Annotated in this window: 17 protein-coding genes; 15 read left to right on the top strand and 2 right to left on the bottom strand. The window is 68.8% G+C overall.

Annotated elements, in window-relative coordinates:
- From VD964_RS22935 to VD964_RS22895, 9 genes are all read left to right on the top strand, one after another.
- The coding region (locus VD964_RS22935) for a TRAP transporter substrate-binding protein (RefSeq protein ID WP_414637241.1) at positions 1 to 1,030 on the top strand (1,030 nt) is incomplete at its 5' end.
- A gap of 117 nt (positions 1,031 to 1,147) precedes the next feature.
- The gene (locus VD964_RS22930; protein ID WP_324870818.1) at positions 1,148 to 1,657 is read left to right on the top strand and encodes a TRAP transporter small permease; all 510 of its coding nucleotides are present in this window, start codon (positions 1,148 to 1,150) and stop codon (positions 1,655 to 1,657) included.
- A 3-nt stretch (positions 1,658 to 1,660) separates the two neighbouring features.
- Positions 1,661 to 2,962, top strand: coding sequence for a TRAP transporter large permease subunit (locus VD964_RS22925; protein WP_324870817.1), 1,302 nt, complete (start codon positions 1,661 to 1,663; stop codon positions 2,960 to 2,962).
- A gap of 11 nt (positions 2,963 to 2,973) precedes the next feature.
- Positions 2,974 to 3,696, top strand: coding sequence for a 5-oxoprolinase subunit PxpB (gene pxpB / locus VD964_RS22920; protein ID WP_324870816.1), 723 nt, complete (start codon positions 2,974 to 2,976; stop codon positions 3,694 to 3,696).
- Complete coding sequence (locus tag VD964_RS22915) at positions 3,693 to 4,751, top strand: biotin-dependent carboxyltransferase family protein (RefSeq protein ID WP_324870815.1); 1,059 nt, start codon at positions 3,693 to 3,695, stop codon at positions 4,749 to 4,751. Before pxpB ends, VD964_RS22915 begins: the two co-directional genes overlap by 4 nt.
- Positions 4,752 to 5,080: 329 nt before the next feature.
- Positions 5,081 to 6,199 (top strand): ABC transporter ATP-binding protein, encoded by a 1,119-nt coding sequence (locus tag VD964_RS22910; protein WP_324870814.1) that lies wholly within the window; start codon positions 5,081 to 5,083, stop codon positions 6,197 to 6,199.
- 47 nt (positions 6,200 to 6,246) lie between these two features.
- Positions 6,247 to 7,293: an ABC transporter substrate-binding protein gene (locus tag VD964_RS22905; RefSeq protein ID WP_324870813.1), complete on the top strand. Its 1,047-nt coding sequence runs from the start codon at positions 6,247 to 6,249 to the stop codon at positions 7,291 to 7,293.
- An 81-nt stretch (positions 7,294 to 7,374) separates the two neighbouring features.
- The gene (locus tag VD964_RS22900) at positions 7,375 to 8,232 is read left to right on the top strand and encodes an ABC transporter permease (protein WP_324870812.1); all 858 of its coding nucleotides are present in this window, start codon (positions 7,375 to 7,377) and stop codon (positions 8,230 to 8,232) included.
- A gap of 16 nt (positions 8,233 to 8,248) precedes the next feature.
- Positions 8,249 to 9,061, top strand: a complete 813-nt coding sequence (locus tag VD964_RS22895; protein WP_324870811.1) for an ABC transporter permease — start codon at positions 8,249 to 8,251, stop codon at positions 9,059 to 9,061.
- Positions 9,062 to 9,067: 6 nt separating this feature from the next.
- Here the strand turns inward: VD964_RS22895 and VD964_RS22890 are convergent, their stop codons facing one another.
- On the bottom strand, positions 9,068 to 9,421 hold the full coding sequence (locus VD964_RS22890) for a hydroxyisourate hydrolase (RefSeq protein ID WP_324870810.1): 354 nt from the start codon (positions 9,419 to 9,421) through the stop codon (positions 9,068 to 9,070).
- 26 nt (positions 9,422 to 9,447) lie between these two features.
- Between VD964_RS22890 and VD964_RS22885 the strand changes: the two genes are divergently transcribed.
- Genes VD964_RS22885 through VD964_RS22875 form a run of 3 tightly spaced genes read left to right on the top strand, consistent with a single transcriptional unit; the run spans position 9,448 to position 12,832 of the window.
- Complete coding sequence (locus VD964_RS22885) at positions 9,448 to 10,656, top strand: MFS transporter (RefSeq protein WP_324870809.1); 1,209 nt, start codon at positions 9,448 to 9,450, stop codon at positions 10,654 to 10,656.
- A complete protein-coding gene (locus VD964_RS22880; protein ID WP_324870808.1) occupies positions 10,653 to 12,068 on the top strand; it encodes an amidase in 1,416 nt (471 codons plus the stop codon). The genes VD964_RS22885 and VD964_RS22880 overlap by 4 nt, the downstream gene beginning before the upstream one ends.
- Positions 12,065 to 12,832, top strand: coding sequence for a GntR family transcriptional regulator (locus tag VD964_RS22875; RefSeq protein WP_324870807.1), 768 nt, complete (start codon positions 12,065 to 12,067; stop codon positions 12,830 to 12,832). Before VD964_RS22880 ends, VD964_RS22875 begins: the two co-directional genes overlap by 4 nt.
- A gap of 9 nt (positions 12,833 to 12,841) precedes the next feature.
- Here VD964_RS22875 and VD964_RS22870 read toward each other — a convergent pair whose 3' ends face one another.
- Entirely contained in the window at positions 12,842 to 14,536 is a 1,695-nt protein-coding gene (locus tag VD964_RS22870) for an ELWxxDGT repeat protein (protein WP_324870806.1), read from the bottom strand.
- 469 nt (positions 14,537 to 15,005) lie between these two features.
- On the opposite strand from VD964_RS22870, the gene VD964_RS22865 reads away from it, so the two are divergent.
- The 3 genes from VD964_RS22865 to uxuA all read left to right on the top strand — a co-directional run bounded on the left by VD964_RS22865 (position 15,006) and on the right by uxuA (position 19,289).
- The gene (locus VD964_RS22865) at positions 15,006 to 16,367 is read left to right on the top strand and encodes an MFS transporter (protein WP_324870805.1); all 1,362 of its coding nucleotides are present in this window, start codon (positions 15,006 to 15,008) and stop codon (positions 16,365 to 16,367) included.
- Positions 16,368 to 16,519: 152 nt separating this feature from the next.
- The gene (locus VD964_RS22860) at positions 16,520 to 18,043 is read left to right on the top strand and encodes a mannitol dehydrogenase family protein (RefSeq protein ID WP_324870804.1); all 1,524 of its coding nucleotides are present in this window, start codon (positions 16,520 to 16,522) and stop codon (positions 18,041 to 18,043) included.
- A gap of 55 nt (positions 18,044 to 18,098) precedes the next feature.
- The gene (gene uxuA, locus VD964_RS22855) at positions 18,099 to 19,289 is read left to right on the top strand and encodes a mannonate dehydratase (RefSeq protein WP_324870803.1); all 1,191 of its coding nucleotides are present in this window, start codon (positions 18,099 to 18,101) and stop codon (positions 19,287 to 19,289) included.
- The last annotated feature ends 8 nt before the right edge of the window (positions 19,290 to 19,297 follow it).

The raw sequence follows: 19,297 nt of genomic DNA, 5'->3' as shown, positions 1-19,297 counted from the left end.
CAGGGAGCTTCCGAACATCATGACCGCTGACATGCTGCAATCCCGTCTCGTCGCCCGGATGGCCGGCCCGATCGTCGCCGGCCTGCTGGGGCTGGGCGTCGCCGCCGGGCCGCTGGCAGCACTCGCCGAGACCTGGGACATGCCGACCCCCTATCCCGACACGAACCTGCACACCGTCGTGGTGAAGCAGTTCGCGGAGGACGTGAAGGCGGCCACCGGCGGCAAGATCCAGATCACCGTCCATTCCAACGGCTCGCTGATCCGCCATCCGGAGATCAAGCGCGCGGTCCAGTCCGGACAGGCGCAGCTGGGCGAGGTGCTGATCAGCTCCTGGGCGAACGAGGACCCGTTGTTCGGCCTCGATTCGGTGCCGTTCCTCGCCACCGACTTCCAGGCGTCGCGCAAGCTCTACGACGTCTCCAAGCCGTATCTCGAGAAGAAGCTGGAGCGCCAGCGCCTGAAGCTGCTCTACTCGATTCCGTGGCCGCCGCAGGGCCTCTACGTGAAGGACGAGATCCAGTCGGTCGAAGCGCTGAAGGGGCAGAAGTTCCGCGCCTACAACCCGGCCACCACCCGTATCGCCGAACTGAGCGGCGCGGTCCCGGTGAAGATCGAGGCGGCGGAAGTCGCGCAGGCCTTCGGCACCGGCATCGTCACCGCGATGATCACCTCGGCCGCCACCGGCGTCGACACCAAGGCCTGGGACTTCGTGAAGGTCTATTACGACGTCCAGGCCTGGCTGCCGCGCAACATGGTCTTCGTCAACGCAGAGGTGTGGAAGGGTCTGGACGCCAACACGCAGAAGGCGGTCCAGGACGCCGCCGCCAAGGCCGAGGCCGCCGGCTGGGCCGAGTGGGAAAAGAAGACGGCCGAGTTGAACAAGACCATGGCCGGCAACGGCATGAAGGTCCTGCCGCCGTCCGACAAGCTGAAGGAAGGCCTGTCCGCCATCGGCAAGACCATGACCGAGGAATGGACCAAGGCCGCCGGTGCCGACGGCGAGGCGATCATCTCCGCCTTCCGCAAGTAACCGGCCGCAGGGATCTTGGGGAGATCCGGCCGGCACGCCGCAGCAAGGCGGCCGGCCGGATCACCACCGGTCCATGACACCCCTTCGCCCCGACCGACCGCAGGAGGTGGTTGCGCCATGCGCACCGCACTGTTCATTCTTTATCGAACCGCCGAGATCCTGGGCGCGGTCGCGCTCGCCGCCATCGCCGTGCTGATCATCACGCAGGTGGGAAGCCGCCTCGTCGGCCGCATGGTGCCGGGGGCCGACGAGCTTGCCGGCTATTGCATGGCCGCGTCCTTCTTCCTGATGCTGGGGCCGGCGCTGCGCCGTGGCTCCCACATCCGCGTCGGCGTGTTGGTGGAGCGGCTGCACGGCGCGCCCCGCCGCGCTTTCGAACTGGCCTGCCTCACCTTCGGCACGGCGCTCAGCGCCTATTTCGCCTGGTACTGGCTGCGCATGACCTACGATTCCTATGATTTCGGCGACCTCAGCCAGGGCGTGCTGCCGATCCCCTTGTGGATACCGCAGGCGCTGATGGCGGCCGGGCTGGTCGTGCTGGTGATCGCCTTGCTGGACGATCTCGTGACCGTGCTGCGGGGCGGAGACGCGTCCTACCAGCATGCCGGCATGCAGAGCGAGGGCTGAACGATGGATCAGACGACCGCATCCATCGTCGTCGTGGTGACGATGTTCCTGATGCTGGGGGCCGGCGTTTGGGTGGCGCTGGCGCTGGCCGGCGTCGGCTTCGTCGCCATGGCGCTGTTCACCGCGCGGCCGGTTGGCATGGTGATGGCGACCAACATCTGGGGCGCCAGCACCTCATGGACGCTGACGGCCTTGCCGCTGTTCATCTGGATGGGCGAGATCCTGTTCCGCACCCGCATCTCGTCCGACATGTTCAAGGGGCTGGCACCCTGGACCGGCTGGCTGCCCGGCCGGCTGATGCATGTGAACGTCATCGGCTGCTCGATCTTCGCCGCCGTGTCCGGGTCCTCGGCCGCCACCGCCGCCACCATCGGCCGCATGACGATTCCGGAGCTGAACCGGCGCGGCTACGACCCGATGATGACGCTGGGATCGCTGGCCGGGGCCGGCACGCTGGGGCTGCTGATCCCGCCTTCGATCATCATGATCGTCTATGGCGTGGCGGCGGACGTGTCCATCGCCCGGCTGTTCATCGCCGGCGTCATTCCCGGCATCGTGCTGACCGGCCTGTTCATGGCCTATGTCGGCGGCTGGTCGCTGCTGAACCCCGGCCGGGTGCCGCCGCCCGAACCGTCGCAGAGTCTGCCTGAGAAGATCCGCGACACCGGCGCGCTGATCCCGGTGATGCTGCTGATCGCCGCGGTTCTGGGCTCCATCTATGTCGGCATCGCCACCCCGACCGAGGCCGCCGGCATCGGCGTGCTGGGGTCGCTGGTGCTGGCGCTGGCGACCGGGACGCTGAACTGGACGACCTTCCGCGACAGCCTGTTCGGCGCCGCCCACACCTCCTGCATGATCGGCTTCATCCTGGCGGGTGCGGCATTCCTGACGGTGGCGATGGGCTATACCGGCATCCCGCGCCTGCTGGCGGAGTGGATCACCACGATGCAGCTGTCGCCGGCGGCGCTGCTGGTGGCGCTGACCGCCTTCTTCATCGTGATGGGCTGCTTCCTCGACGGTATCTCCATGGTGGTGCTGACCACCTCTGTGATCCTGCCGATGGTGCAGCAGGCGGGCATCGACCTGCTGTGGTTCGGCATCTACATCATCATCGTGGTGGAGATGGCGCAGATCACGCCGCCGGTCGGCTTCAACCTGTTCGTGCTGCAGGCGATGACCGGCAGGAACATCTTCACCATCGGCAAGGCCAGCCTGCCCTTCTTCCTGCTGATGGTGCTGATGGTTGCCCTGTTGTGGCTGTTCCCCGGCATGGTGACGTGGCTGCCGTCGATGATGATCGGGTAAGGAGCGTGGGCGTGGAGATCCGCTTCACCACCGCAGGCGACACCGCCTTCAACGTCGAGTTCGGCGAGGCCATCGACCGGGCGACCAACGCCCGCGTCATGGCCCTGCACGCCCGGCTGAAAGCCGAACCGCCGCCGGGACTGGTGGAAACGGTGCCGACCTTCCGCTCGCTGCTGGTGGTCTACGATCCCGTCGCCACCGGGCGGCGGGAGATGCAGGCGGCGGTGGAGGCGGCGCTGGCCGGCAGCGACGCCGCCACGGCGGAGGGGCGGCTGTGGCGCCTGCCGGTCTGCTACGCTCCCGACCTCGGCCCCGATTTGGCCGAGCTGGCCAATGGACTGGGGCTGACCACGGAGCGCGTGGCGGAGTTGCACGGCTCGGCCGAGTATTTCGTCTACATGCTGGGCTTCATGCCGGGCTTCGGCTACATGGGCGACCTGCCGGCGGAGCTGGAGCGGCCGCGCCGGACGGAGCCGCGGGTGCGGGTGCCGGCCGGCTCCGTCGCTGTCGCCGGGCGGCTGACCACCGTCTATCCGTGGGAAAGTCCCGGCGGCTGGCACCTGATCGGCCGCTGTCCGGTTCCGCTCTATGACGCCGGCCGGGCCGATCCCGTCCTGCTGGCGGCCGGCGACCGGGTGCGATTCGAGGCGGTGGACCGCGCTGCCTTCGACGGCATTGCGCAGGCGGTGGCTGCCGGCCGCTTCGATCCCGCCTGCCTGAGGGCCGCATCATGAGCGCCTTTCTGACGGTGGTGCGGCCGGGCCTGTTCGCGACGATCCAGGATCTGGGCCGCTTCGGTTTCCAGGAATTGGGCATGCCGGTGGCCGGTGCGCTCGATCCGGTGGCGCTGCGGCTCGCCAATGCGCTGGTCGGCAATCCGCCGGGCATGGCGGGGCTGGAGATCGCGCTGCTCGGCCCCGTCCTGCGGGTGGACGCCGCCTCCGTCCGCATCGCTGCGGTCGGCCCGCTGGCGATGAGTCTGGAGCGCGAGGGGGAGGCCGCCCGGCCGCTGGAGCCCCACCGCAGCCACACCCTGCGGCAGGGCGACCTGCTGCGGCTGGGGGCGGTGGATGGAGCGTCGGTGGCCTATCTGGCGGTGGCCGGCGGCTTCGCGCTGGCACCGGTGATGGGCAGCCTGTCCACCTATGTCCGGGCCGGCATCGGTCCGCTCGGCGGGCGCCCTCTGGGCCAGGACGACCGGCTGCCGCTTGTCCGCGACGGCGTTCCGGACGGACCGGACGTGGAACTGCCGCAACCGCCGGAGTATGGCATCGGGCCGTTGCGTGTCGTGCTCGGGCCGCAGGACGACCGCTTCACCGAGCAGGCTTTGGCAACCTTCCTGTCGGCGGCCTACCATGTCGGCAAGCAGGCCGACCGCATGGGCCTGCGTCTGGAAGGGCCGGCGCTGAAGCATCGCGGGTCGGCCGACATCCCGTCCGACGGGCTGGTCACCGGCTCCATCCAGGTGCCGGGCAACGGGCAGCCGATCCTGCTGCTGAACGACCACCAGACCGCCGGCGGCTATGCCAAGATCGCCACCGTGATCTCCGCCGACCTGCCCCGCGCCGGCCGCCTGCGTCCCGGCGACCGCCTGTCCTTCCAGGCGGTGACGGTGGACGAGGCCGAAGCGATCCGCCGTCGCCAGGAACAGGCGATATCCGGCTGGATCCGCGCCATCCGCCCGGTGCGGCCGGCCGGCGGCATCGACCTGGAGGCGCTGTATGCCGAGAATTTGATCTCCGGGACGGTGGACATCGTCAATGGCGGCAGCGATCTGCCGCTGGTGTGAGGGGCTCCCCACTCCATTGCCCCCACCCCAACCCTCCCCCGCTCTCGCAGGGGAGGGAGCAAGTGCGTGTTCGGGAGAGTGGCGGCAGTCCCCTCCCCCGCCCAGCGGGGGAGGGTTAGGGTGGGGGCAAATGTTTAGCATCGTTGGCGCCAAATGCGGCAATTGCCTGTGTCTGCCGCTTATTTCAGCATCATCAGGGCGCCGCTACCCGTCCATCAAGCGACCAATAATGCGCGTAAGCCACTGATAAAACCTAATAAGTCCGGAAACGGCATGCGCTTTGCTATCTAACGATCTGAAAAGCGCAACGCGAAACGGACGGTACAGCCATGGTCGGAGCCTCGCCAAGCAGCCAGTCGGCCCAGCGTGGGCAGACGCTTCTTCTCGACGGGATCACCCAGCGCTACGGCAACACGCTGGCCGTCAACGACGTGACGCTCGACATCAAGGGCGGCGAACTGGTGGCCCTGCTCGGGCCGTCGGGCTGCGGCAAGACGACCCTGCTGCGGATCATCGCCGGCTTCATGGCCCAGACCAAGGGCCACGTCATCGTCGGCGGCGAGGCCATCGACGGGCTGCCGCCCAACCGCCGCTCCGTCGGCATCGTCTTCCAGAACTACGCGCTGTTCCCGCACATGACGGTGGCGGAGAACGTCGCCTATGGGCTGGACGCCCGCGGCGTCGACCGCGCCACCCAGCGCAGCGAGGCCCAGCGCATGCTAGATCTGGTGAAGCTGGGCCATCTCGGCGACCGCATGCCGCGCCAGCTGTCCGGCGGGCAGCAGCAGCGCGTGGCCCTGGCCCGCGCGCTGGCGGTGAACCCGTCGATCCTGCTGCTCGACGAACCTTTCGCGGCGCTGGACAAGAACCTGCGCCTCGACATGCAGATCGAGGTGAAGCGCATCCAGCGCCTGTCCGGCATCACCACCATCCTCGTCACCCACGACCAGGAGGAGGCGCTGTCGATGGCCGACCGCGTCGCGGTGCTGAGCCAGGGCCGGCTGGAGCAATTCTCCCCGCCGACCGACATCTACGACGCGCCGGACAGCCTGTTCGTCAACACCTTCGTCGGCTCCGCCAACCTGCTGGGCGGCGTTCTGCTCGGTTCGGACCGCAGCGGCGGCACGGTGCGGCTGGATGCCGGCGGCACCATCGAGACGCGCGCGCCAAAGGGCGACGTCCGCCCCGGCGGCCGCGTCACCGTCTGCCTGCGGCCGGAGCATCTGCGCGTCGATCCCGCCGCAAACGGCGCCGACACGCTGAACGGCGTGGTGGAGATGGGGCTGCCGCTGGGCGCCACAATCGTCCACGAGGTGCGCGTCGCCGACGGGTCGGCCGTGAAGGTCTCCGAGCCGCGCATCGACCGCGCCGCGCTGTTCGCCCCCGGCACCCCGGTTCGCCTCGCCCCGGTCGCCCCCCGCCTCGCCTCGGTCTTCGCCGCGGCCTGAAGTCTCGTCCCTCACCCTTTCTCCTCCCCACCCGACAGGAGTGATACATGCTGCTGACCCGCCGCTCCCTGATGCAGACGGCCCTGACGCTGGGTGCCATGCACGCCTTCCCCGGCCTGACCTGGGCGCAGGCGCGCCCGCTGGTCTTCGCAACCTTCACCGGCAGCTGGGAGGAGGCGCACAAGGCCGTGCTCGTCCCCGCCTTCCGCAAGGCGACCGGCAACGCCGACATGGTGCTCGACCCCATGCTGTCGGTCGACCAGATCGCCAAGGTGAACGCGGCGAAGAACAACCCGCCGATCGACGTCATGCTGCATGATCCGGGACCCGCGCTGCAGGCCATCGCCCAGGATCTGGTCGAACCCTATCCGGTGGAAAAGAGCGCCTATTACAAGGACCTGATCCCGGAGGCGCAGGTGCCGATGGGGCCGTCTCCCTTCTTCCAGGTGGTGGGCATCACCTACAACCCGGAAACGGTGAAGACGCCGCCGACCTCCTGGGCCGATCTGTGGAAGCCGGAATTCAAGGGCCGTGTCGGCATCACCAACCTGAACTCCACGCTCGGCACCGGGTTCATGGTGGAACTGGCCAAGATGCATGGCGGGTCGGAATCCAACATCGACCCGGCCTTCAAGGCGCTGGAGGCGCTGCGCCCCAGCCTCGCCGCCGTCGCCGCCAACCCCGGCCAGCTCGCGACCCTGTTCCAGCAGGGCCAGATCGACATCTCCCCCGGCAACTTCAACGCCATCCAGATCCTGAAGGCGCGCGGCGTCCCGGTGGAGTTCGTCATCCCCAAGGAAGGCGCCATTGCTTTCAAGACGACCATCCACATCGTCAAGAACTCTCCCAACAAGGAGTTGGCCTTCAAGCTGATCGAGGCCGCCCTGTCGCCGGAGGTGCAGGCCAAGCTGATGGAGGAGCCGTTCATGATCGTGCCGACCAACACCAAGGTCGCGATCAAGGGCGAACTCGCCAAGACGCTGGCGAAGGACCATGCCGAGATCGCGAAGAAGTTCGTGTTCCAGGACTGGGCCAAGATCAACGAGCAGCGCAGCGCCTGGATCGAGCGGTTCAACCGCGAGATCAGGGTGTGACGACCCGAACGCCCTCCTCCCTCTCCCCGGGGGGAGAGGGGATGGTTTTCGGGGAGAGGTTACTCAAGAGGAACCGAAACCATGGCCGCGACGCTGCGCAACGTCACCACATACGACCTCAAACTGGCGGCGCCGCTGGCGGCGGGGTTCGTCGTCTTCTTCGTCACGCCGCTGGTCATCCTGCTGGCGCTGAGCTTCCAGACCGACCCGCAGGGCGGACGGTTCGGGCTGACCCAGTACGTCAACTTCCTCGGCGACAGCTTCAGCCTCGGCGTGCTGGGATCGACGCTGTGGCTGGGGGTGAAGGTGACGGCGCTGACTCTGCTGCTGGGCTATCCGGTGGCGTGGCTTCACCAGCGTTCCCCCGGCTGGGCCAGGGGCGTCATCATGCTGCTGGTGCTGCTGCCGCTGCTGACCAGCGTGGTGGTGCGCACCTTCGCCTGGGTGGTCATCCTGGGGCGGCAGGGGATCGTCAACGCCTCGCTGCTCGGGCTGGGGCTGATCGACACGCCGCTGAAGCTGCTCTACACCGAAGGCGGCGTGGTGATGGCCCTGGCCCAGGTGCAGATGCCGCTGATGGTGCTGCCGCTGATCACCGCGCTGAGCCGCATCGACCCGAACCTCGCCGACGCCTCGTCGGTGCTAGGGGCCGGGCATTGGCGGACCTTCCGCAAGGTGATCCTGCCGCTGTCGCTGCCGGGCATCATCGCCGGCTGCCTGCTGACCTATGCCGCGGCCATCACCGCCTTCATCACGCAAAGCCTCATCGGCGGCGGGCAGATGCTGTTCATGCCGATGTACATCTACCAGCAGGCCTCCACCCTGCAGAACTGGCCCTTCGCCGCCGCGATCTCCGTCATCTTCCTGGTCGCGGTGCTGGTGGTGGTGTCGATCTTCAACGTGCTGGGCCGCCTGTCGCGCGGCTACACCAACGCCTGACCCCGGGGAGGCCGCCATGGGCAACCGCCGTTTCGATTTCGACGCGCTCAGCTTCCGCATCGTCATGACGGGGGTGGCGCTGCTGGCCCTGCTGCTGCTGGCGGCACCGACGGTCGTGGTGATCTGGGTGTCCTTCACCAGCGGCTATTCGCTGAAATTCCCGCCGCCCGGCTATTCGCTGCGCTGGTATGTCGAGCTGTGGAACGCCTGGCAACTCCAGTTCGCGCTGATGAACAGCCTGAAGGTGGCGGCCTGGGCGACCGCGCTGTCGATCCTGCTGGGCGTCGCCGCCTCGCTGGGCATCGCGCGGTCGGCCAGCCTGACGGCGCGGGTGCTGGACAGCCTGTTCCTGTCGCCGCTGGTTCTGCCGGCGCTGGCCTTCGGACTGTCGTCGCTGATGTTCTTCTCGCTGGTCGGGGTGCCGGTGTCACCGCTGACCCTCATCATCGGCCACACCGTGGTGTCGGTGCCCTTCGTCGTGCGCAACACCGTGGCGTCGCTGGCGCAGATGAACCCGACCCTGCTGGAGGCGTCGGCCAGCCTGGGCGCCACCCGCTGGTTCACCTTCCGCCGCATCACGCTGCCGCTGATCCGGCCGGGCATCATGGCCGGCGGCTTCATCGCCTTCATGGCGTCCTTCGACAATGTGCCCGTCTCGCTGTTCCTGCGCGATGCGGCGACCGACATGCTGCCGATCCGCATGTGGCAGGATCTGGAAGGCAAGCTCGACGTCACGGTCGCGGCGCTATCGGGCGTGCTGATCGTCGCCACCATCGCGCTGATGCTGGTGATGGAGCGGGTGGCCGGCCTGTCGAAGCGGTTGACCTGACCCGGCCTACACACCCAGAAAGAGAGAAACCCCGAAGGGGGTGAATTTGAAGGGCAGATGCAGATGGCGGTCCAGGTCGGTCACCACAAAGCGGAACGGCATGATGTCGAGGAAGCGGGTCTGCTCCTCCGGATATCCCGCCGCGCGCAGCCAGTCGCCGACATGGAACAGCACCTCGTGCGGGCCGGGGGTGATGCCCTCGCCGCGGATTGTGGGGTGGTCGAGCTGACCGTTGGCGCCCAGCCGGCCGTCGGCCAGCAGGCGGCGGTCGGGCGTCAGGGCGTAAAGCTCCACCCGCAGCCCTTCGGCGGCGACGCCGCGCGCCACGTCCACACCGTGAATCGAAATACCGCCGGCCATGCCGCCTCCAGTTCCGGGTTTCCGCGATGGTAGCCGAGACGGCGACGGTCGCGCCAGCGCCGACCAAGCCTCCGGCGATGCCGCCGCTTCTGCCGGCGCTGATCGGAATGACCGGCCTGCAGGCCCTGGTGGCTCTCGCCCTGTTCGCACCGGGAGTTCTGGCGCCGCGCATGGGGATCGACCCGGCGGGGCTCGGCCTGTTCACCACCACCGGCTTTGCCGTGGGGATGGCGGCATCGCTCTGCGGCGGGGTGCTGGCCGGGCGGCTGGGCTCCTTCCGGGTGGCCAGCTTCTGCGCGGTGGCGGTGGCCGCCGCCATGCTGTGCGCGATGACGGGGAGCGGCGCCCTGGCGCTGCTGGCGGCGGGCATCGCCATCGGGCTGGCCTGCGGGCCGGAGACACCGGCCAGCGCCGCCATCCTCGGCCGGCTGGTACGGGAGGCCGACCGGCCGATGGTATTCTCCGTCCGGCAGACCGGCAACCAGATCGGCGCGATGGCCGGATCGCTGGCCCTGCCGCTGCTGGCCGCCGTCACCGATCCGCGCGCCGGCTATGCGGCCATCGCCGCGCTGGCGCTGGTTTGCGTCCTGCCCTTCGAACGGCTGCGGACGGCCTATGATCCGCTGACCCGATCCGCCACGACCGCTTTCGGGCTGGGTGCGGCGATCCGGCTGCTGCGCAGGGACCCGGCACTGCGACGGCTCGCGCTGGCCTCCTTCCCCTATTCGGCGAGTCAGCTGACGCTGAACGGCTTCTTCGTCGTCTTCGCCGTGGCGGAACTGGGGCTGGAGCATGTCGCCGCCGGGGTGGCGCTGGCCGCCGGGCAGGCGGGCGGGCTCGCCGGGCGGCTCGGCTGGGGCGTGGTCGCCTCGCGCTGGGTGGCGCCGCGCCGACTGGTCGGGCTGCTGGGGCTGGGCATGGCGGCGGCATCGGCGCTGGTCGCGCTGGCCGGCGCCGCCCTGCCCTTCCCGGCGCTGGCGGCGGCGACCTTCCTGTTCGGGCTGACCGCCAGCGGCTGGAACGGGGTCTTCCTGGCGGAGGTGGCGCGGCTGGCTCCGGCGGGGCGCATCGGCGAGGCGACGGGGGCGGTGATGGTCGGCGGCTTCGCCGGGCTGATCGCCGGCCCGGTCGTGCTGGTGGCCGCCGCCGCGGTCAGCACGCTGGCCACCGGCTATCTCGTGGTCAGCCTGCTGGCCGCGCTGGCGGGACTGAGCCTTCTCGGAGACAAGCGATGACCCTTCCCCTTCGCGCCGTGGCCCTGGCCGATGCCGTGCGCGGCGGACGCAGCAGCGCCCGCGCCGTGACCGAAGCGGCGCTCGCCCGCATCGCCGCCGGCAACCCGGCCCTGAACGCCCTGGTCGCCGTCCATGCCGAACAGGCGCTGCTGGACGCCGACGCGGTGGATTGCCGCCTTGCCGCCGGAGAGAATGTGCAGTTGGAGGATTTGCCGCTGGCCGGCGTGCCGGTGGCGGTCAAGGACACCATCTGGGTCGCCGGCCGCCGCGTCACCCAGGGGTCGCGCCTGTTCGCCGATTTCCACGCCCCCGCCGACGCCATGGCGGTGGAACGGCTGCGCCGCGCCGGTGCGGTCGTCGTCGGCATGGCCAACAGCTCGGAATTCGCCTGCAAGGGCGTCACCACCAACCCGCTGTTCGGCCCGACGCGCCACCCGATGGACCAGACGCTGACCCCCGGCGGCTCCAGCGGCGGACCGGCGGCGGCGGTGGCGGGCGGGCTGGTTCCGCTGGCGCTCGGCACCGATGCCGGCGGGTCGAGCCGCCGCCCGCCGGCCCATGTCGGCGTGGTCGGCTTCAAGCCCAGCTTCGGCGCCATCCCCTACGGCCCCGGCTTCGCCGAGCCCTTCGTCGGCATCGCCGTGATGGCGCCCATCGCCGCCGATGTCGCCGACACCGCCCTGATGTTCGAGGCGCTGGCCGGCCCCGACCCGCGCGACCCCGACAGCGCCGCGATCGCCCCGGCGGAGGAGCGGCCGGTTTCGTCCCTGACCATCGCCTACAGCCCGACCTTCGGCATGGACGCCCCGGTTGACGACGACGTGCGCGACGCGGTGGAGCGGGCGGTGAAGGCTCTGGCCCGCGCCGGTGCCCGCATCGTCCGTCCCGAAGGCCGGTTCCCGCGCTGGCCGGCCGGCGTCACCGAAACCGCGCTGATGCCGCTGCAGCATGCCGGGCTTGCGGCACTTTGTGGCGAGGCGTTCCGCCGTGATCCCACCCTGTTCGATCCCGACATCGCGGTGCAGATCGAACGCGGCCTGTCCTTGTGCGGGGCGGAGGTCGCGGCGGCGCAGTTGCTCGGCGTCGAGGTCGGTCGCGCGCTGGCCGCGCAGTTCGCTGGGGTGGACCTGATCGTCGGGCCGACCACGCCCTGCGTCGCCTGGCCGCTGGACCGGCTGGGACCGGAAACCATCGGCGGACAGCCGGTGCCGCCGCGCGCCCATGCCGTCTTCACCCCGCTGTTCAACCACGCCAGGGTCCCGGCGCTCAGCCTGCCCTGCGGGACCGGGCGCGGCGGGCTGCCGGTGGGGTTGCAGATCGTGGCACCGCGCGGCATGGACCGCCGGGTGCTGCGCTTCGCCGCTTTCGCAGAGGAAACGCTCGCCGCAGGCGTGCCGGATTCCCAGCCATGAGCCCGACCATGACCTTCGACGATGACAGGCCGGACGATGAAAGGCCGGACGATACGCCGGACGCCGCCCCAGGCACCGCACCGCCGCGCCGACGCCGCGCGGTGCCGCCGCCGCCCTTGGCGGACATGGCGGTGGACCGGCTGCGCGACATGATCATTTATGGCGAACTGGCGCCGTCCGCCCGCCTGATCGAACCGGAGCTGAGCGAGAAGCTCGGCATCTCCCGCACGCCGTTGCGCGAGGCGCTGAAGCTGCTAGCGGCCGACGGGCTGGTGATGCTGCGCCCCAACCGCAACGCCATCGTCGCCCCGCTCGACGCCGCCGAACTGACCCACCTGTTCGAGGCGGAAGGCTGCATCGAGAGCTTCGCGGCCCGGCTCGCCGCCGAACGGATGACCGCCGCCGACCTGCGCCGCCTGCGCGGCTTCCAGGAAAAGATCGAGGCTTTGCAGGGGGCGGGCGCGCTGGAGGAATATTTCGCGATCAACCAGAAGGTCCACCGGCTGATCGTATCGAGCGCCAAGAACCCCGCGCTGGTGGAGGCGCATGACCGGCTGCTCGGCCGGTTGGCGCGGGCGCGCTACTTCGCATTGGGCGCCCAAGGGCGGTGGAAGGAGTCGGTGCTGGAGCACCGCGAGATCCTGGCGGCGCTGGAGGCCCGCGACGGCAAGATGGCGGAGCATCTGTTCGTCCACCATGTCGGCCGCACCGGCGAGGTGGTCGCCGCCGCCTGCGCCTCCCCCCGCGCCCGGCAGGCGGGGTGACGCGCGGGCTCAGACACCTGCGATCTGCAAAGTGCCGTACAGCAGGCTGATCGGCTGCGTGGAGGCGAGCTGCGTCACCTCGCTCCTGTCGGGGTCGAGGTGGAACAGCGCACCGGCCTGGTTGGCATCCGTCGCACTGAAATAGAGGCTGTCGCCGACCGCGCGCAGAGTCGTGGGCTGCGTCCAAGTCGTGTCATGCGACCTGTCCGTCACCATGTGCGTGCCGGCTTCGGTCCCGTCGCTCATCCAAAGCCCCCGTCCGTGGATGCCGTCATCGGCGGTGAAGAACAGCGTATCGTCCACCACGGCGAAGTCACCGATGCCGGAGCCGGCACTGCCCGGCGCGATGTCCTTCACTATGCGCGTTCCCTGCTCCGTTCCGTCCGATATCCACAGTTCCTCGCCATGCTCCGCGTCGCCGGCGACGAAGGCGAGCCGGTCGTCGAAGGCGCTGAACCGGCTGGGCAGGGAGAGGCCGATCGATGGAAAATCCTTCACCTGGACAGTGCCTTCCGGAGTGCCGTCGCTCTTCCACAGATCCTCTCCGCGGTTGAAGAACAGCGTGTCCCCCACCGCGGTCAGGACCACCGGACGCCCGACCCTCGGGTTGTCGCCAAGCCCGTCGTACAGCTTGGTCGTGCCCTCTTCGGTTCCATCCGTGACCCACAGCTGACTATAAAAGCCGGTGCCATCCCACGCCGTCAGGAACAACCGATCGTCGACCGCCGTGAAATGCGCCGGAAAGATGGGGAGCGGGACCGGCGGATCGAACGGTCCGGGATAGAAGTCCTTGACCAGCATCGTTCCGGCCTCGGTGCCGTCCGACCGCCACAGCGCCCTGCCATGCTCGCTGTCGCTGGCCGAGAAGAACAGTTCGTCTTCCACCGCCGTCAGATTGTATGGATAGACTCCAGCCATGGCGCCGCCGATGTCCTTCACCATGTGCGTGCCGGCGGCCGTCCCGTCGCTGACCCACAGTTCCGCGCCGTGCTGGCCGTCATTCGCCTGGAAGAACACCTGACCGTTCACTTCGGTCAGTGACGTGGGCGACGAGCCCACCTCGCCCGGATTGATGTCCGTCACCATGCGGGTTCCTGCCGGGGTCCCGTCGGTGGACCACAATTCGCGGCCATGGATGCCATCGTCGGCGCTGAAAAGCACGCGCCCACCCAGTTCCACAAAGTCTCCCGGTTCGGAAGAGGCCGCTCCCGGCGCGAGGTCGCGCAGAAGGAAGGCCCGGCGCCCGTCCGTCCCCCACAACTCGTTGCCATGCGTGCCGTCCGTCGCCGCGAAGACGGCGCTGGCCTTCACCCGCTCGCTTTTCAGCCGCAGATTGTCGGCGGTGAGATCCGCCTGCGACAGGCCCATCAGCTTCACGCCGTCGCGCGGCCCAAAATTCAGAACCAGCCCGTCGCTGTCCTGGTGCGAGCGGGACAGCACATCCTCCAGGCTGCCGATCCCGCTCCAACTCCGCAGGTCCAGCAGGTCGCCGCCGGCCCCGCCCTGGAAATCGCCGATGCAGTCCCATCCGTCGCCGGGCTTGAGGACGAAGCGGTCGCTGCCGCCACCACCCTCCATATAGTCGTTGCCTCGATTTCCGATGATGGTGTCATTTCCATCGCCGCCGAACAGAAGGTCGCGACGCCTGCCACCGGTGATCGTCCGCCCGGACGCGCCGTGATCCTGCGCGTGATTCCGTTCCATGACCGCCCCCTTCAATCGCATCAGCAAGGCGGACGGAATCTACATTCTTTGGTTGTTTTCCCGAAGAGCGCGGTCAGCCACTGCCCCATCTGCCATCCGCCTACCCCGATCAGGAAAGGCGCCACCGCTGGACACCCGTCAGAAAGAGGGGCGGACGGAAGCCTGACGAAATGCCGCAGATGGTTCGATTGACCACCGGCCCCGAGCGCAACTACCATACCAGCAACTGGAATGGTAGTATGCAACGCCACGAACGGTACCGAAGCGGCACCGCTCCCGACGATGGCCGGACTGCTCCAGGAGACAGTGCTGAAACGCGAGAAACCACCGCCCGATGCAGCGTGGGAGCCCGGAATGCCGGCTTCCGCGCATGCCCTTCGGCGTGCCCATGTCCGATGCAGGATCGACCATGGGTGCGGGATCGAAGACCGGCGGCGGTGAACCGCGTCCTGGCTGGAGACGCCAAATCATGAGCGAACAGATCATTGCCGACGCCGCCCCCGCGCAGTCGGCGGAGCCGGCCGGCAGGGCCGGCGGCATCGGCAAGGCCGCGGTCACGGTAAGCAAGGCCATCGGCCGCTACCGCTGGACCATCTGCGCCCTGCTCTTCTTCTCGACCACCATCAACTACATGGACCGTCAGGTTCTGGGCCTGCTGAAGTCCACGCTGATGGGCGACATGGGCTGGACCGAGTCCGACTATGGCGACATCGTCGCCGCCTTCTCGCTGGCCTACGCCTTCGGCTACATCGGCTGCGGCCGTCTGATGGACAAGATCGGCATCCGCATCGGCCTGCCGGCCGCCGTCGCCGGCTGGAGCTTCTTCGCCTGCATCCACGCCTTCATGGGCAGCGTCTTCGGCTTCAAGGTGGCGCGTGCCGGCCTGGGCCTGACCGAGGGCGGCAACTTCCCGGCTTCGATCAAGGCGGTGTCGGAGTGGTTCCCGGCCAAGGAGCGGGCGCTCGCCACCGGCATCTTCAACGCCGGTTCCAACGTCGGCGCGGTCGTGGCGCCGATCCTGGTGCCGATCCTGCTGGTCGCCTTCGGCTGGCAGGCGGCGTTCCTGGTCACCGGCGGCATCGGCTTCTTCTGGGTCATCGCCTGGCTGCTGATCTACCGCAAGCCGGAAGAGCATCCGAAGCTGACGGCCGAGGAACTGGCCTATATCCGCAGCGACCCCGTGATGCCGCAGGAAAACATCCCCTGGATCAAGCTGCTGAGCTATCGCGGCACCTGGGCGAACATCGTCGGCACCTGCTTCTCGGCTCCGGTGTGGTGGTTCTACCTGAACTGGGTCCCGGGCTTCCTGAACAAGCAGTATGGCGTCAACCTGTTCGGGGCGATGCTGCCGCTGATCATCATCTACACCATGGCCGATTTCGGCAGCGTCGGCGGCGGCTGGTTCTCCTCCCACCTGATCAAGCGCGGCATGAAGCCGCTGCGCGCCCGCAAGCTGACCTTCCTGATCTGCGGCCTGTGCGTGCTGCCGGTCTTCTTCGCCTCCACCGTGTCCAACATGTGGCTGGCCGTGCTGCTGATCGGCATCGCCGCCTCCGCCCACCAGGGCTATTCGGCCAACGTCTACACCATCGTGTCCGACACCATGCCGCGCAACGCGGTGGGCTCGGTGGTCGGCATCGGCGGCTTCTGCGCCTACTTCGTCGGCATGTTCGTGTCGATGGGCGTCGGCCGCCTGCTGGACGCCACCAACGGCAACTATCAGGTGCTGTTCGGCATCGCCTCCGTCCTCTACCTCGTCGGTCTGGCGATCATGCACTTCGTGCTGCCGAAGACCGGTTCGGGCCGCACCCCGGCCGGCATCGAGGTCTGACGCATCCACCCCAAGGCTCCGGGGCGCCTTGCCCCGGAGACCTTCCGAACCATTCAAGCCTCACCGAATGACGGTGCACCGGCCCCCCGCGACACTCCGCGACAGCGGAAAAACTGGGTGACCGCAGCGACCGCCGCGAACCGGAGCCCATCATGCCCGACGCGAACACCGCCCTGCTGGCGGCCCGTCCTTCCCAAACCCGCCTTTCCCCCGACACCCTCCGCCGCCTTCCCCAGGCCGTCGAACGCCCCACCTACGACCGCGCCGCGGTGACGCCCGGTATCGTCCATATCGGCCTCGGCGCCTTCTGTCGCGCCCATCTCGCCACCTACACCGACGATGTGCTGGCGACCGGAGCGAAGGATTGGGGCATCGTCGGCGTCGATCCGCTGTCGCCGGCCATCCGCGACGCGCTGAAGCCGCAGGACTGCCTCTACACGCTGCTGGTGCGCGAGGAGAACCGCGATAGCCTGCGCGTGGTCGGGTCCTTCCTCGACGCCATGGCGACCGCCGACCAGCTGGAAGCGGTGCTGGCCCTGACGGCGAAGCCGGAGATCCGCATCGTCACCCTAACGGTCACGGAGAAGGGCTATTGCCAGGACGCCGCCACCGGCTCCCTGGACGAGGCGCACCCGCTGATCCGTGCCGACCTTGCCGATCCCACAACACCGCGCAGCGTTCCCGGACTGCTGTGCGAAGCCATCCGCCGCCGCCGCGCCGCCGGAGTGGCGCCCTTCACGGTGCTGGTCTGCGACAACCTCGCCCAGAACGGCATCAAGGTTAAGGGCATCGTCGTCCGCTACGCCGAACTGCGTGATCCCGAGCTTGCCGCCTACATCGCGGAACAGGTCAGCTTCCCCTGCACCATGGTCGACCGCATCACGCCGGCCACCCAGGACGCCGACCGCGCGACGGTGGAAGCGGCGCTGGGCTGCGCCGACGCCTGGCCGGTGGTGACGGAGCCATTCAAGCAATGGGTGATCGAGGACCGCTTCCCGCTCGGCCGTCCTGCCTGGGAAAAGGCCGGCGCCATCCTGGTCGACGACGTCCACCCGTTCGAGCTGATGAAGCTGCGCTGCCTGAACGGCGCCCATTCGCTGCTGGCCTACCTGTCGGTGATCTCCGGGATCGAGACCATCGCCGACGCCATGGCCGATCCGCAGCTGCCCGCCGTCATGCGCCGCATGTGGGCATCCGACCTGATCCCGACCCTGCCGCCGGTGCCCGAAACCGACATCCCCGCCTATACCGCGGCGCTGGAGGCGCGCTTCCGCAACCCCGGCATCCGCCACCGCACCATCCAGATCTCGTCGGACGGATCGCAGAAGCTGCCGCCGCGCCTGCTGGAACCGGCACGCGAACTGTTCGCCGCCGGCAAGGTGCCGAGGGTGATCCCACTGGCCGTCGCCGCCTGGATGCGCTTCCTGCTGGAAAAGGACGAGGCCGGCAACGCCTATGCGGTGGCCGACCCGATGGCGGCGGCGCTGACCCGCATCGCCCGCGTCCATGCCGGCGATCCCGGCGCGCTGGCGGCGGCCCTGTTCGCCATCGAGGACATCTTCGCGCCGGAACTGGTCGCCGAAGCCGGCTTCCGCGACGCGGTGGTCCGCCATCTCGACAGCCTGATGACCGTCGGCGTCGCCAAGACGCTGGCCGCCTTCCTCGCCAATTCGTGAAATCGCAGCGGTCACGACCGCCGCAAGCAAACCCGCTTCTTGAAAGGATCATATCATGCAGGAAACCTGGCGCTGGTTCGGCCCGGACGATCCCGTCACCCTGGAGAAGGCCCGTCAGGCCGGTGCCACCGGCATCGTCACGGCGCTGCACCACATGAATCAGGGCAGCGTCTGGACCACCGAAGAGATCATGAAGCGCCGCGCCATGGTCGAGGCCGCCGGCCTGACTTGGTCGGTGGTGGAAAGCATCGGCGTCGGAGAGGAGATCAAGACCCGCACCGGCGATTTCCGCACCAAGATCGATAATTACAAGCAGTCGATCCGCAATGTGGCCCGCGCCGGCATCCCGGTGATCTGCTACAACTTCATGGTCATCACCGACTGGAGCCGGACCAACCTGATGCACCGGCTGCCGAACGGCGGCTATGCCCTGCGCTACGACAGCGTCGATTTCGCCGCCTACGACCTGTTCGTGCTGAAGCGCCGCAACGCGGAGGCCAGCTACGATCCCGCCCACATCGCCGCCGCCAAGGCGCGGTTCGATGCGATGACCGTGGAGCAGGTGGCCGAGCTTGAACGCAACCTGATCGACTGGCTGCCGGCGCGCGACTTCGCCTATGACCGCGACAGCTTCCGCGGCATGCTGGAGCTGTACCAGGAAATCGGCGTCGAGGATCTGCGCGCCAATCTGGTCGAGTTCCTGCGCGAGATCACGCCGGTGGCGGAAGAGGAAGGGGTGCGGCTGTGCATCCACCCCGACGATCCGTCCTTCCCCATCTTCGGCCTGCCGCGCGTGATGTCCACCGCCGACGACGTGCGGGCGATGTTCGATGCGGTGCCGCAGGAGGCCTGCGGGTTGACCCTGTGCACGGGGTCCTTCGGGTCCAACCCGAAGAACGATCTGGTGGCGATGGCGAAGGAGTTCGCGCCGCGCATCCACTTCGTCCATCTGCGCAACACCACGCACGAGCCGGACGGGTCCTTCTACGAGGCCGACCATCTCGGCGGCGACACCGACCTGATCGGCGTGGCCGCGGCGCTGATCGACGAGGAGGCCCGCCGCCGGCAGGCAGGCCGCGCCGACGCCCAGATCCCGATGCGTCCCGACCACGGCCATCTGCTGGGTGACGACATCGGCCAGACGATGAACCCCGGCTACTCCTTCGTCGGCCGGCTGAAGGGCCTCGCCGAGCTGCGGGGCGTGATGCGGACCATCGAGGCCTTCCGCGAGAAGCGGGTGGCGTGACGACGGGC

Origin of the sequence: Azospirillum sp., assembly GCF_035628975.1 — a bacterium.
Classification (GTDB): Bacteria; Pseudomonadota; Alphaproteobacteria; order Azospirillales; family Azospirillaceae; genus Azospirillum.
Note: the sequence above shows the minus strand (reverse complement) of the source record. Positions and strands in the feature narration are given on the sequence as shown.